8 protein-coding genes are annotated in these 14,365 nt (G+C 72.1%); 3 read left to right on the forward strand and 5 right to left on the reverse strand.

Annotated elements, in window-relative coordinates; genetic code table 11:
- Positions 1–70 precede the first annotated feature (70 nt).
- On the forward strand, positions 71–697 hold the full coding sequence (locus tag OERS_RS00585; RefSeq protein ID WP_068623518.1) for a TetR/AcrR family transcriptional regulator: 627 nt from the start codon (positions 71–73) through the stop codon (positions 695–697).
- Between the two features lie 212 nt (positions 698–909).
- Complete coding sequence (locus tag OERS_RS00590) at positions 910–2,133, forward strand: substrate-binding domain-containing protein (protein WP_068623520.1); 1,224 nt, start codon at positions 910–912, stop codon at positions 2,131–2,133.
- A gap of 105 nt (positions 2,134–2,238) precedes the next feature.
- On the opposite strand, the gene OERS_RS00595 is transcribed toward OERS_RS00590, so the two are convergent.
- The 5 genes from OERS_RS00595 to OERS_RS00615 form a co-directional block, all read right to left on the reverse strand.
- On the reverse strand, positions 2,239–2,946 hold the full coding sequence (locus OERS_RS00595; RefSeq protein ID WP_068623522.1) for an LbetaH domain-containing protein: 708 nt from the start codon (positions 2,944–2,946) through the stop codon (positions 2,239–2,241).
- 76 nt (positions 2,947–3,022) lie between these two features.
- Complete coding sequence (locus OERS_RS21695) at positions 3,023–4,540, reverse strand: GmrSD restriction endonuclease domain-containing protein (RefSeq protein ID WP_068623524.1); 1,518 nt, start codon at positions 4,538–4,540, stop codon at positions 3,023–3,025.
- A 168-nt stretch (positions 4,541–4,708) separates the two neighbouring features.
- The gene (locus OERS_RS00605) at positions 4,709–5,077 is read right to left on the reverse strand and encodes an ArsR/SmtB family transcription factor (RefSeq protein ID WP_068623527.1); all 369 of its coding nucleotides are present in this window, start codon (positions 5,075–5,077) and stop codon (positions 4,709–4,711) included.
- A 67-nt stretch (positions 5,078–5,144) separates the two neighbouring features.
- Positions 5,145–9,143, reverse strand: a complete 3,999-nt coding sequence (locus OERS_RS00610; RefSeq protein ID WP_068623529.1) for a discoidin domain-containing protein — start codon at positions 9,141–9,143, stop codon at positions 5,145–5,147.
- A gap of 85 nt (positions 9,144–9,228) precedes the next feature.
- Positions 9,229–12,471 (reverse strand): GH92 family glycosyl hydrolase, encoded by a 3,243-nt coding sequence (locus OERS_RS00615; protein WP_068623531.1) that lies wholly within the window; start codon positions 12,469–12,471, stop codon positions 9,229–9,231.
- Between the two features lie 206 nt (positions 12,472–12,677).
- Between OERS_RS00615 and OERS_RS00620 the strand changes: the two genes are divergently transcribed.
- Positions 12,678–13,889: a LacI family DNA-binding transcriptional regulator gene (locus tag OERS_RS00620; protein ID WP_083201113.1), complete on the forward strand. Its 1,212-nt coding sequence runs from the start codon at positions 12,678–12,680 to the stop codon at positions 13,887–13,889.
- Positions 13,890–14,365: the final 476 nt, after the last annotated feature.

The following is a 14,365-nucleotide window of genomic DNA, read 5'->3' on the forward strand; positions in this document are numbered from 1 at the left end:
CGTCGGCAGGTGCGCGACGGGGACCGGCCTGTTCAGTACCGACGAGTATGGAAGGAGGTAGGGTGGCGTCATGCCGACGTCCTCGCCCACTGTTGCCAAGCCCGACGAGCTCGCGCTCGCAGCGTTCACGCTGTTCTCGACGCGAGGCATCGCCGGGGTCAACATGGACGCGATCGCGGCAGGCGCCGGGGTGACGAAGGGCAGCCTGTACTGGCACTACTCCTCGAAGAAGGAGGTCGTGCTCGCAGCGTGCGGGGTCTACTACCGCCAGTGGCGAGAGGCGATCACCGCCGCGACGGAGCAGTCGACCGGCGCGTTCGCGAAGGTCGAGGCCGCCGTGGAGTACTCGGTGCGCAGCTGCCTGCTGGACGATGCGAACCGAGTCTTCACGATGGAGATCGTCGCGCAGGCGCTCTACGACCAGGACGTCCGCGTGAGCTGGGCAGGCTTCCTGGACGAGGCCGAGCGGTACTTCCTGGGACTGGCCCATCGCGCGGTCGGTGCCGGAGAGCTCGAGTGCGACGACGTGGACAGCGCGGTCAGCGTGATGTTCTCCGCGATGGAGGGCATCAAGCAGATCTCGTTGTTCCGGCCGCAGTCCTGTGCGCCGGAGAGCGAGCTCCGGATCAGGGCCCAGCTCCTGTCGCTCCTCGGCACCCCCGTCCCGGGGCGTCCCGGGAAGGCCTCGAAGGCTTAGCGTCCCCCCGCAGGCCCTGAGAGCCGGACCTGCACCTTCTCCCGGCCGGGCTCGGTGTCGAGCCCGTGGCCCGGGAGCACCCCCGAACACCCCGTTCGACGCGGCGTACCCGTTTCCTGCCGGGCGGCTCGCCGCTGCCGTCATCACCCCGTTCAGCACCACCGTTCAGCGCATCCATCAGACGACGACGTCTCGATCATCAGGAGCAGGAAATGCGTTCTTCTCGAGTTCTCATGGCAGGGGCCGCGACCGCGGCACTGCTGTTCACCGCTGCGTGCACCACCGACGCCCCCACCGACGCGGTCCCCGAGGCGGGGAGCACGGCCTCGGAGGAGGCCGGGGCCGACGAGTCCGGTGCGAACAGCCAGTGGTTCGTGCAGGCCGACTATGAGCGCCAGCTCGCGCAGCGCTCGGCGGTCCCCGAGGGGCCGGCCGACCAGCCGTGGCTGCAGGCGATCGACCCCGAGTACGTGGACACCGCGCAGTACGCCAAGGAGGGGGGCAAGAAGCTGTGCTTCTCCAACGCCTCGCTGTCCAACCCCTGGCGTGTGACCGCCTTCATCACGATGCAGCAGCAGGTCGAGGTCCTCAAGGCCTCGGGCGAGATCTCGGAGTTCCGCGTCTCGGACGCAGCGGACGACGACAACAAGCAGATCACCGACATCCAGGCGTTCGTCGAGGCCGGTGACTGCGACGCGATCATCATCTCGCCCTCGACCACCGCGACCCTGACCCCGGCGGTCGAGGCGGCGTGCGAGAGCGGCAAGCCCGTGATCGTGTTCGACCGCGGCGTCAACACCGACTGCATGGTCACCTACATCCACCCGATCGGTGGCTACGCCTACGGCGCCGACGGCGCCGAGTTCCTCGTGGACAACCTCGAGCCCGGCTCCAAGGTCCTGGCGCTGCGCGTGCTGCCGGGCGTCGACGTGCTCGAGAACCGTTGGGCCGCCGCGGACAAGATCTTCTCCGACAGCGAGATCGAGGTCGTGGGCCAGGAGTTCACCGGTGGTGACGGCGCCAAGATCAAGGACATCGTGACGCAGTACCTGCAGCGCGGTGACGTGGACGGCATCTGGATGGACGCCGGCGACGGCGCCGTCGCGGCGGTCGAGGCGTTCGAGGACGCCGGCAAGCCCTACCCCGTGTTCATGGGCGAGGACGAGCTGAGCTTCCTGCGCAAGTGGCAGGAGACGGACATGACCGCGCTCGGGACGGTCTACTCGACGTTCCAGTGGCGTACGCCCGTGCTCGCGGCCCAGAAGATCTGGAACGGCGAGCAGGTCCCGGTCGAGTGGGTCCTCCCGCAGTCGCCCATCACCGAGAAGGACCTCGACAAGTACCTCGAGGCCAACAAGGACATGCCGTCGCTGCACTACGCCAAGTTCGGTGGCGAGGACCTGCCCGGCTACCCGGAGGCCTGGTCCGACCGCTGAGCCGTCACCTCTCGAACGGAGCACACCGGGCCGCCCCGTCCCTCGACCGACGTCGAGGGACGGGGCGGCCCGCTGCGCGGCGGGTCTGGAGGGGGGCGGGCCGGATCAGAGGACCGCCTGTGCGCCCGTGAGGTGGGCGGGGTCCGGATCGAGCGCGACGTCGTCTGGCGTGACCCCCACCGACCTGGCGAGCGCCTCGACGTCGCTGCCCTGCAGGAGCGGCAGCGACTCCCGGACGTGCTCGTCGTCCCAGGTCCACCACCGGGCCCGCCAGAGCAGCTTGCGCCGCAGCGCGTCGAAACGATGGCGCACCACGCGCCCGTCACCCACGACCACAGCGAAAGGAGCGACGTCCTTCGCGACGACGGCGCGCGCCCCGATGATCGCACCCACCCCGATCTGCACGCCGCCCAGGATGGTCGACTCGTACCCGGTCCAGACCTCGTGCCCCACGACGGTGTCACCGATCGGCTTCCAGGCGTCGGCCGCGCCGTCGACGAAGTTGAACCCGTACGCGGTGACCGCGTCCATGTCGTGCCCTTGGTTGCCGCCCAGCAGGAAGGTCGTCCCCGACGCGAACTGGCAGAAGTTGCCGATCACGAGCTTGTCGGTCGGGACACCGTGGTAGGTGGGGGAGTCGGCGAAGAGGTACCGCGCGCGGTCGGCAAAGCTCTCTCGGTGGTAGTGGCCGCTGTACCAGGAGTGTCGTCCCTCCGCGAGGATGATCCCCGCGTGGTCGAGGACCTCGGGTGAGGTGTCGAGGCGCTCGACCACGGTGAAGTCGGGGAAGAGCTCCCGTGAGGTGGTGTCCATCGGATCAGTGCACCCGAACCGGCGCAACGGCGGCAAGGCAATTGAGGAGGCGTGCGGCGGCGCGCCGATCCTCAGGTCACCACCAGGCTCGCTTGAACCCTGCGGCCTCGGCCTCCTTGCGGTTGTCGAAGCACACGTCGGCCGCGACCTCCTTGAAGTTCCACTCCTCGCCCCGCACGTAGTAGACGTTCGTGGCGCCGTCGGTCGGGCGGACGTACAGCCCCTTGACCTTGCAGTCCTCCGGGACGGGCTTCGGGGTCGGAGCCGGAGTCGGCGTCACGGGTGGCGCGGGCTCGGCCGCCACGGGCGGCGCCTCGGGCGTCGGCGTCGGCGTCGGGCTGGGCGTGGGCCTGGGCTTGACCGGTGCGGGGACGACGGGGTCGCGAGGCGGGGGGAGCGTCGACCCGGTGGGGAGCGGTTCGTCGGGGCACGTCGAGAGGACCGCGACCATGGCGGCCTGCTCGGCGGCCGAGACCCGCAGGCCGTACGTGTACTTGACCGCGACCTGGCGGGCGACGTAGGCGCACCGGAAGGACTCGGCCGGCGGGAGCCAGGCCGATGCGCTCCCATCACCCTTCTGCTGGTTGAGCGTGCCGTCGACGACCAGGAGGTTGAGCGGGTCGTTGGCGAAAGCCTCGCGGCGCGGCACGTCCCACGACTGTGCGCCGTGGCGCCAGGCGTCGGTCAGGGGCACGACGTGGTCCACCTGGACCGCGCCGGACGACAGGGGGCCGCGCTCGAACGCGACGTCCTTGCCGCTGTACGGGTCGCTCAGGAGCCCGGTCATGACCACGCAGTCTCGCGTCCCGGGCTTGAACGAGACCCCGGACAGGGACCGCGCGAGCGCGTCGTTGCGAGTGTCGCAGCCGTTGCCGTCGGTGTCCGCGAAGCGTGTGCCGAACGCGTCGGACGAGTACCCGGCGACGGGGTTCGGCTCGCCGACCTCGAGGAGCGCGACTGTCGCGAGAGCGCTCTGCGACGGTGCCGCCGCCGTCACGGTCGCGATGTCGAGGGCCGCGAGCTCGAGGACGGCCGAGTTCGCGACCTCGATGTAGTCCGGGGTGCTGTCCTCGGGCGCCTCGTCGACGGGCGTCGGGGCGGTCGACGGCTTGGCGACCACGGCCGGCGGTGCCGGGTCTTCACCCTGCCCGGCGAGGGCCGCGGCACTGCCGGTGACCGCGACGACCAGCACGGCAGCCCCGACCCAGAGCGCGGGCTTGGAGAGAAGACCCCGCTGCGGGGCGGGCCGACGCGCTCGGGTGCGCTGCGCCGTCGGGCCGGACGGGTGCGGGCCCGCGGGAGGTCCCGACCTCACGGTTCCCGCCGGCGGCGGCGGCACGGGGGGCAGCGCGCGCACCGAGGAGGCCGGCGCATACGTCGCGGGCTGCTCCTCGATCGATGGCCTGACCTCGGCGAACGGGGTCGCGGGCTGGTCCGCGCGGGGGAGCGCTGCGCCCACTCCGAGAGGCAGGCGCTGCGTGCTCGCGGGCAGGGCCGTGGGGCGCGTGTGCTGGGACCAGCGGTCGCCGTCGAACCACCGCTCGGTGCCGGCGGCCGAAGGATCCGGGTACCACCCGGGAGCGGTGCGACCCATCAGGCCTCCTGCTGCTCTGGCCGCCTGCGAGCAACCCTCCGGCGGCGTCCTGGACCGGCAGGGCGATCGAAGATTAGCCGAGGGTGGAGCACGGCGACGAATCCGTCCGGCCCGACGGCGGAGCGCGCCCCGGTGGTCGTCTCGCCCCGGTCGCACGGGCACCGGTGCTCAGGCCGTGGCCGACACCTGGACGGGGCCGCGCGGCGAGGCCACCGGATCCGGTGCCAGCAGGTACCTGCGGAGCGTGGCGAGCATCCGGTCGACCTTCTCGACGTCGGCCGAGTACCGCACGCGCCGTCCCTGGCGAGCCTCGCGCGGTTGGTCGGCGCGGACCAGGCCGTGCCGTTCGAGCCGACCCAGGACGTGCAGGACGGACTGCTGGTGGGCCCCCGTCGCGAGGGCGAGCTGACCGCTCATGAGACCGCCGTGGGTCGTGAGCTGCCGCAGCACGGCGCGGGTCAACGGGCTTGTGAGCTCGTCGATGACGGACTGGACCGCGTCGTTCTCCGGGTCGGGGACGTAGGCGTAGCGCGACATGGACTTCTCCTCGGGGTGGGGCCGCCGCGCCGCCCGGGGGGACGGGCGACGCGGCGGCGGCGATGGGCTACCCGCAGGCGGCCGGCTGGAAGGGGGACTCGACGACGGTGGTGCCGCCGCCTGACCCCGTGGCGGTGGTCTCGACGATCCCGGTGGCGTCACCGGCCTCGCGGACCCGGAAGGTCTGCGACGCGGACCGTCCCGGTGCGACCCCGACGAACGTCTTGGTGCCCACGGGCGTCCGGACGACCACGTCGAGCGGGACCTGCTCGCCGTTCACGACGCGGACGGACAGGTACTGGACCCCGGCCGTGCACTTCGTGGTGACCGTCGTGCCGATCGACAGGTCGGTCGCGAGCCCGGGGTCCGCGGCGCCCGGCGCGAGGGCCTGGAGGCTCGAGAGCCCCGGCCCGCCGGCAGCCCACCCGTCGACGGTCAGGGCGACGTAGCGCGTGGTGGCTCCGACGTCGAGCGAGCCGCGGCCGGAACCACCCTCGATCCGGCCGACGTCCGTGAACGTCAGACCGTCGTCGCTGACCGAGACCGTGGCCGCCGGGGCGTCCCCGTCCCAGCGCGTGACGACCCGGCCGACCTCCTGCGCGGCGCCGAGGTCGGTGACCATGCGTCCCGTGGCAGAACCCGGCGACCAGGCGGTCGACGGGTCGCCGTCGACCGCGAGCGACGGCGACGTCATGCCCGAGGGGAGCACCGAGGCCGGGAACGTGAGGGTGCTCAGGGCGTGGTCCGCCACGGGGAACGGGGTCGCTCCCCGGAAGCGGAGCGTGGCGGGCGTCGCCGTGCCCGGGACCGCGACCTCGCGGGCGTCGCCCGTCTCGGCGTTGCGGACGACGAGCGAGACGGGGGCCGCCGAGGTGAGGACCACGGTGCGTGCGTCGGTGACGTCGGCGTCGAACGACCCGGTGACCTGCGAGACGTCGAGCGTCGCACGGGGTGCCAGGACGACCGCGCTGCCGGCCGGGACGCTCACCTCGACCTGGGACCCGGCAGCCGTCACACGCTGCCTGCCCGGGTACAGGGCCGCCGTCGAGCCGTCGTGGGCCACGGTGACCGTCGTGGTGACCGGCGCACCGGTGAGGTTGAAGACCGACAGGTAGCCGTCCAGACCGCTCACGAGCGTCCCGGGCGAGCTGCTCGTCGGGACGGCGCGCGCGGCCTGCTGCGCGGTCGTCGCCGCGTCGCCGACCACGGCCTCGACGAGCCGGGGGCCCGTCGCACCGTCGGCCAGGCGCACGACGTGCTTGGCGTCGCCCGAGCGCGAGACGGTGACCGGGGCGTCCGTGCCGCGGACCACGAACCCGCCCTTGCCCTCGATGTTGATCCAGCCGCCCTGCGAGCGCAGGACCTCGTTGCCCTTCTCCTCGTGCCGCCCGGCGTCGTGCCAGGTCGTGCCGTCGGTCGAGGTCTGGATCACGTACACGTCTCCGGCCGACGCCTCCCAGCCCAGCTCGACCCGGGACACGTCCTGGACGGTGCCGAGGTCGATCTGCACCCAGGAGTCGGGCCGGGTGCGGTCCGTGCGCGAGACGGCCCAGCGGGTGTCGGCCTTGCCGTCGGTGACCGCGGTCGCGGGCTTGCCGTCGTCGGCGCTCGACGCGGTGGCGGGCCTGCCCGCCGCGAGGTTCGTCGACCCCTGCGGGCCGAACGCGCGCAGGTGGTAGAGCGAGTACCCGTAGTCGGCGTTGCCGCGGACGCCCTGCATCCGGACGAAGCGCGCGGGGGCGGGGGAGGACCCGTCCGCCGCCGTGAGGTCCACGGTGTCGAGGCGCGCGACGTTGGCGTCCTGGGCCGACTTCCCGTACCGGGTCGCGACGGTCCAGGTCGTGCCGTCGAGCGAGGTCTCCACGGTGTACTCGGCGCCGGCCGAGGCCTCCCACGCCAGGCGCACAGAGGCCAGGGTCCGCACCTCGCCCAGGTCCACCTGGACCCACGAGTCGGGGCGGGTGCGGTCGGTCTTGGAGACCGCCCACCGCGTCGTGGGGCTGCCGTCCGTGACGCGTGCGGCCGTGCGGCCGCCCTCGGCGTCCTGGCTCGACGCGGTCGCGGGCTTCTTCGCGGCCAGGTCGGCCGCCCCGTCCGGGCCGTAGGCGTGGAACGCGTACATCGAGTACCCGTAGGTCGCGTTGCCGCGGATGCCCTTCATCCGGACGTAGCGGGCCTGGACCTGGTCGAACGGCAGGTCGTCGACGCGCGCCGCGTTGGCGTCGGCCGGGTCCGGGGCCGGGACGACGGGGTTGGCCGCGGTGACCTCTCCGTCGGACGTCGTGTAGGTGCGCGACCCGTCGAGCCCGTTGTACCCGCCCATGTCGAGGTTGCGGACCGTCACGGTCCCGTCGGTGGGACCCGCGCCCGTCGAGGCGTAGATCGCAGACCCCGTCGGGAGCGTCACCTGGCCCGCGTACCCGTCCCCGATCCGGAAGACCGAGGCGGTCCCGTCGAACCCGTCCCTGGCAGCGGTCGAGACGTCGACCGACCGGGCGCTCACCTGGGCCGATGCGTTCGGGTAGAGGAAGGGCGAGCTGCCCGAGAGGTGGAAGAGCCACGAGTCCTGCTCGGGGACCCAGGGGAACTTGACGAAGCCCTGGCGGCTGACCGCGCCGGCCCAGGCGTTCGCGGACTGCTGGACGACCAGGCCCGGGCCCGCGCCGAAGTCACGGACTCCCGCGAGGCGCTCGAAGAGCTCGTCGGAAGGGGTCGGGACGACCGGACCCTCGGGGGACTCGGCGCTCGCGACGTGCAGGAGGTAGGAGATCGCGATCTCGGCGCGCGCCTCGGGCTCGTACTTGGCCTCGCCCGAGAACTTCGTCAGGCGGTAGACCGGCGCGTACATCTGGTAGTCCGCGAGAGCGTCCGCGAGGCTCGCCTCGGCGCGCGCCGCGTCAGGGTCACGCAGAACCTGACCGAGGAACGCCACGGGCAGCACGTCGCGGCCGTAGAGGAACTCGCGGTCGTTGACCATGGGCATGAACGGCTCGCCCTGCTCCGACATGACGAGCTGGATGGACCGCCACAGCTCCGCGGAGTTGGGCTGCTCGAGCAGGATCTCCGGGATCGGCTCGCCGGCCAGGAGGAAGTGGATCGCGTTGCGCGCCCCCGAGCGCCACACGTCCGACTGGTAGTGCGGCCCGAACGACCCGTGGTTCTCCACGATGTAGGTGTCGTAGATGTTCTGCATCGTGTTGTCCGAGACAGGAGCACCCGCCACGACCGCGGGGTTGTTCTTGTCGGCCGTCGGCTGGCCCGCGGCGTTGCGCCCCCAGGTCGCGAGCTGGTCGGCCCAGCGGCCGGCGTCGGGGTCGTCGGGCGCCCAGGCGAGGCCCGGTGCGAGGGCCTGCGTGTAGACGCCGACCTCCTCCTGCGCGGTGTCGCCCTTGTACCCGCCCGTGGGCCAGTGGGCGTTCCAGCCACCCGACAGCGGGTCCTGGGCGAAGTTCAGGTCGGCCGCGTAGCGCGACTGCTCGGTCGCGATCGTCGTGAGGTTCGCACGCGTCGTCGCGTCGAGGTCGTCCCACAGGAGGCGGCCCGCGGCGAGGAAGTACGACTGGAAGGTCGACTCCCAGAACAGCTTGCGCCCCCAGGTGCCCTGGGGGTTCACGAGGCGGTTCGACGCCGCGTAGTGCGTGATCGTCGAGAGCGTGTGCGCCTTGAGGTCCTCGCGCGAGATGCCGGCGAGCTCGGCGTCGTACTCGCCCTGGGTCACGAGCACGGCGTTGCCGAGCACGACGGCGAAGTTCATGTCCTTGAGCTGGTAGACGCCTGCGGCAGGGTCGTAGACCGACTCGACCCAGCGGGTGTGGCGCAGCAGCGCCTCGTAGTACTTGGCGGCCGTCTCGTCGGGGGCGCCGTAGGCCGGGGCCGTGGTCGCGGTGCTCGCGCCGGCGGTCGCGGGCACCCCGGTCGCGGATGCCGTGGTCGAGAGGCCCGCGAGGAGGAGCGAGCCCGAGGTCAGGGCGACGACGGCGGTCCGGAGCGCGCGTCGACCGGGTCGGCGCGAGGGCCGTGGCTCGGGAGCGCGGTCCGCCCGGGGACGGAGGGGCGTGCGGTGCATGGTCGGCTGCTTCCTGCGTCGTCGTCGACGCATCGGAGGGGTGGAGCCCGGGGGCGGGAGGGCGGTCCCGCCCCGAGGGTCGTGCTCACTGTCCGCAGGTCACCGCCGCGTGCTCGACGTCGGTGACGGTCTCGCGCACGTCCTGCGCGTCGCTCGGCCGCGCGGTCACGGTGACGCTCCCGGCCTCGACGTCGGCGGACCGGGTCGAGAAGGTCTGCGCGGCGGACCTGCCGGGGGCGACCTGCGAGAAGGTCTTGGTGCCCCACGCCGTCGCCACGACGACGTCGAGGGGGACCGAGTCGTCGTTGACCACGCGGACCACGACGGCCCCGGTCCGGCCCGTGCACTGCGCCCTGGCGCTCGCGACGACCTCGACCCCCCGGTCGACGATCGGCTCGGAGGTGCCGACCGCGAACAGGTGCATCACGCCCTTGTCGGTCCCCTGCGGCAGGATCACCGACTCGATGGTGCGGGCCGGGTCGACCGACACCGGCACCGTCCCGAAGACCTTGGCCTGGGTCGTGTCCTTGGTGCCGTTGGCCTTGTTGCGACCCGTCGTGGTCACGACCGAGACGTTGCCGAACTGGTAGGTGGTCCCCGGGGTCCAGTCCGTCAGCTCGACCTGGACGTCCTGCCGGGTGCCGTCGGTGTAGACGACCGTCGCCGTGCCCTTGGCCGGCCCGTTGGTGGCCAGGCCGAGGAACGAGATCTTCTCGACCCGGACGCCCATCGGGACGCTCTGGCCGTGGGGGATCCAGTTGTCGGGCGCACCCGGCGCGGCATCCGGCCAGGTGTAGGTGACTCCCGTCGTGCCCAGGGGGAGGCGAGCGCCGGGAGTCGCGCCGGCCGCGGCGAGGTCAGCGCGGGACAGGGTGTTGTCGGACGCGTCGATCGAACCCGTCGCGCCCTTGCCGTCCGTCGTCGTGCCGATGTTGTTGAAGACGTCGCTCCCGTCGGTGAACGACGGCGGGACGTCGGCCTTCCCGGTGCCCCAGGTGCCCGGGGTCGAGCGCATGGTGAGGTCGAGCGTGCCGCCCTGCTGGGTGAAGGACTCCGGGAGCCACGAGGCCGAGGACGTGACGCCGTCGACCCGGAGCGAGTCCACGTAGCGTGACCCGCTCGACGCTCCGGGCGCCGTGAGCGAGATGACCCGGGGCGCACCGTCGGCGACCCGGCTCGTGATGGTGACCTGGTCGAACGCGGGCGAGGACACGAGCAGCTCGGCGCGGCCGAAGATCGCCGGGTAGAGGCCGAGGTTGGACCAGACGAACCACGACGAGAGCGAGCCCAGGTCGTCGTTGCCGGGAACGCCCGTGGGAGCGGTCGTGAAGAGCTCGGCCCGCGCCCGGTCCAGCGCGTCCGTCGTCTTCGCGGGCTGCTGGAGCCAGTGGTAGACCCAGGGCGTCGAGGTGCTGGGCTGGTTGCTCATGTAGGCGTACGGAGTGTTGTAGACGCCTGCGTCGAGCCGCGTGAGGTGCTTGTCGAGATCGGCCGTGACCTTCTCCACCCCGCCACGCTTGGCGATGAGGGTGCTCATGTTCTGCGGGACGGCCCAGCCGTACTGGTAGCCGGTCGCCTGGTCGAACTGGTTGCCCCGCTCACCGAGGTTGAACCCGCGGTCGAAGCCGTTGCGACCGCGGGGACGGATCTCGCGGGTGACCGGGTCGAAGACGTTCTGCCAGTTCTGTGCGCGCTGCATGAACCGGTCGTACGCTGCGTCGTCACCCAGACGCTGGGCGAGCTGGGCGATCGAGAAGTCGTTGGTCGCGTACTCGAGCGTCGTCGAGGTCGAGACGGCGTTCTTCGCGTTCTCGACGAACCCGAGGCCCGCGAACTGGTACCCGTTGTCGCGCTTGTTCCGCGCGGGGTCGAGAGGCAGGGCCTGCGAGGAGACGAGGTGCGCGAGCGCCGCCTCGCGGTCGTAGTCGGTGCTGCCGAACGCGTCGATGACCGAGAGGACGGTCGGCAGGGAGTCTCCGCTCATCTTCTGCTGCGCCACGCCGAGGTGCGGCCAGTTGGGCCAGTAGCCCGACTGGCCCACCAGGTCGACGATCGACTGGTTGATGTCGGACGCGACGTCGGGGAAGAGCATCGCGACGAGCTGTGCCTGGCCGCGGTACATGTCCCAGCCGGAGTACGTCGCGTAGTGGTGACGCCCGGGTTCCACCTGGCGGACCGTGCCGTCGTAGCCGAAGTACTCGCCGTTGACGTCGTCGTAGGTGTTCGGGTGCAGCAGCGAGTGGTAGAGCGCCGTGTAGAGGGTCACCTGCTCGGCCTCGGTGCCCCCCGCGACGTCGATCGTGCTCAGGGCGTCGCGCCAGGTGGTCTCCGCCGAGGTGCGCGCCTCGTCGAACGTCACGTGGCCCGCCTCCGTGGCGGCGTTCTCCGCGGCGTTCTCGATGCTCACGTAGGACAGGCCTGCCTTGACCGTGACCTCGGCCCCGTCGGGGAAGGTCACGAAGACGCCCGCACCGTGCCGCTTCTGTGCGGACGCGCTGGTCGAGCCGACCGTGACGTCCCCGCCGGTCCAGGTGCCGGACGAGACGATCGGCTGGTCGAACGTCGCCGAGTAGTACGCCTTGTAGCGCCCGCCGCCCTCGCAGACCGGTGCGGTCTCGACCCAGCCGGAGATCGTGCTGCCCTCGATGGTCACCCCGCTGCCGAAGACGCTGTTGTTCGAACCCGTGGTGTTGAAGATCAGGGTCGACGAGTCGGCGTCCGCGGGGAAGTCGAAGCGGCTGATCGCGGTGCGGGTCGTCGCGGTGAGCTCGGTGGACACGCCGTTCGCGAGGTCGACCGAGTAGTACCCGGGTTCGCCGACCTCGTCCGCGTGGTCGAACGCGAGGTAGTACGGCTTGATGTCGGCGCCGGGGGAGGACGGGAGAGCGCCCTGGGCGGTGAGGGGGCCCGCGTAGGGCAGGACGGGAAAGTCGAACGCGCCGTTGCGGTTGACGCATCCCGTCCCGGACAGGCGGTTCATGCCGAACCCGCGGATCTTGTCGGCGCTGTACTCGTAGCCGCCACGCATGTCGCCGTCGCGGCTGCGGAAGGTCGTGGGGCTCGACTGCACCATGCCGAAGGGCACCGTCGCGCCGGGCCAGGTGTTGCCGTACGCCGCGTTCCCCTTGTTCTGGGAGAAGTCCTCGGCGGTACCGATCCAGGGATCGACGGCAGCGAAGGGGTCCAGGTTCACGAGGTCGGCGCCGGCGACGGGCTGGGCCGTGGCGGTGCTCGGGGTCGTGAGGCCGAGGCCTGTGACGAGGGCCGCCGCCGCGACCAGCGCGGGCAGACGGCCGCGGGTGCGGGAGGGGGAGGCTGGGACGGGCAAGGGACGTGTCCTCTCGGGGGTGCTGCCCACCCCGGGGCGCGCCCGGGAGCGGCGTCGCGCGTGGGGTGCGCGGCGCCGTCGGGCAGGTTCGGGGGTGAGGCAGGTGGTGCGAGGGTCGGGCGGGTGTCGGGTCTGTCGCCGCGGGTTGGGCGGCGGGCTGGTCCGCTGTCCTGTCTGTGTGCTCGTCTCGACTTGACAGCGCTGTCATGGTCGGGTGTACTCACCCTATACACACCGGGGTCGTCCTGACCAGCCCCTCGTTGCGACGAGTCGGTCAGGTGGCGCTCCGGGCCGGGACGCGCTGGGGTGTGGAAGAATCCCCGCCAGTCAATCGTGCGGGGGTGGATGTGGTGGCCAAGGACGGCCGAGCTGCACGCGGTGGAGGTCGACCGACCCTCGCCGCGGTGGCCGAGGCCGCAGGAGTGAGTCTCAAGACCGCCTCCCGCGTGCTCAACAACGAACCCAGCGTCTCCGAGTCGACCCGGCTCAAGGTCCGTGCAGCGGCCGACGCGCTCGGCTTCCGTCGCAACGCCGTGGCGGCCGACCTCGCGCGCGGAGGCGTCTCGCGGCTCGTCGGCTTCGTCACCGGTGACATCGCCAACCCGTTCTACTCGGACCTCGCGAGCGGGATCGAGCGCGAGCTGCGCAAGCACGGGCTCCAGCTCATCACGGCGAGCTCCGACGAGGACGTGGACCGTGAGCGCGAGCTGATCGACGCGCTCATCGAGCGCCGCGTCGCGGCTCTCTTCATCGCCCCGACGGCCGACGACCACTCGTACCTGCGTTCCGAGCTCGCCGACGGCGTGCCGATCGTCTTCCTCGACCGCCCGCCGGGCGGGATCGACGCTGACACCGTGGTGCTCGACAACCGGGCCGGGGCCGCGGCCGCCGCGCGCCACCTCGTCGACCAGGGGCACCGCAGGATCGCGCTCGCGGGGGACCTCCCGCGGCTCTGGACGTTCCGCGAGCGTCGTGAGGGCTTCGTCAACGCCTTGCGGGACGCAGGCATCGGCGACCCCGAGCGCTACGTGCGCGACGGGCTGCACGACGCCGAGACGGCACGTGTCGCGGTCGAGGAGCTGCTGGCGCTCGACGAGCCGCCCACCGCGATCCTGACGGCCAACAACAAGATCACCCAGGGGGCGCTCCGGGCGCTGCACCCCGCGGCTCGTGGGGCGCGGCGCGACGTCGCCCTCGTCGGGTTCGACGACTTCGAGCTAGCGGACATCCTCCAGGTCAGCGTCGTCGGCTACGAGGTCTCCGCGATGGGCCAGGAGGCCGCGCGGCTCGCTGTGGCGCGCATCGAGTCGCCCGGGGAGCCTGCGCACCTGCGTGTCGTGCCCACGGTCCTCATCGCGCGCGGGTCGGGCGAGATCGCCCTGGCGGCGCCCCTGGAGGGCGTGCCGGCAGTCGGCTGAGGCGCACCCGTCGGCGGTGACGTCTCGATCCTCGGGCGCCCGTGCGACCCGTGCTCCCGCAGGGCGCCGCGTCCGCGCGGTGCTGCGGCGCCGCCCCGCGGCACCGCTGCCCTGCCCGCTCCCGTGCCCGACGGTGCCTGCTCCCGTGCCCGCCGGTGCCTGCTCCCGCGGCGCATTCACGCCCAGGTGCCCGGTGGAGGTCGTGCCCGGCGGTGTCGGCTGAGCGGGACTGGGTCCCGCTCAGCGCAACGTGGATTCGATCAGCGCAACCCGTGCTGTCGGGAGTCAGGGGCGCCACCGGGTGATCCGCGGAGCCTGCCCTGGCGCCACTCCGGCCGTGAGGAACCGCGGGATGTCGGGGTTCGTGGGGGAGGCCGCTTTGTCGCCGTCGTCCTCTTCGGGGCGCCCTGAGGTCTCCCCCAGGTAACGATTCGGCGCAGCTCTTTGACAAGTGGCGTCGGGCCGCCGTACGTTCG

It is taken from the genome of Oerskovia enterophila (assembly GCF_001692445.1).
GTDB lineage: Bacteria > Actinomycetota > Actinomycetes > Actinomycetales > Cellulomonadaceae > Oerskovia > Oerskovia enterophila.

Coding starts and splice junctions, on each gene's coding strand:
- OERS_RS00585 (WP_068623518.1), top strand. CDS start 71: ATGCCGACGTCCTCGCCCACTGTTGCCAAGCCCGACGAGCTCGCGCTC.
- OERS_RS00590 (WP_068623520.1), top strand. CDS start 910: ATGCGTTCTTCTCGAGTTCTCATGGCAGGGGCCGCGACCGCGGCACTG.
- OERS_RS00595 (WP_068623522.1), bottom strand. CDS start 2,946: ATGGACACCACCTCACGGGAGCTCTTCCCCGACTTCACCGTGGTCGAG.
- OERS_RS21695 (WP_068623524.1), bottom strand. CDS start 4,540: ATGGGTCGCACCGCTCCCGGGTGGTACCCGGATCCTTCGGCCGCCGGC.
- OERS_RS00605 (WP_068623527.1), bottom strand. CDS start 5,077: ATGTCGCGCTACGCCTACGTCCCCGACCCGGAGAACGACGCGGTCCAG.
- OERS_RS00610 (WP_068623529.1), bottom strand. CDS start 9,143: ATGCACCGCACGCCCCTCCGTCCCCGGGCGGACCGCGCTCCCGAGCCA.
- OERS_RS00620 (WP_083201113.1), top strand. CDS start 12,678: ATGGTCGGGTGTACTCACCCTATACACACCGGGGTCGTCCTGACCAGC.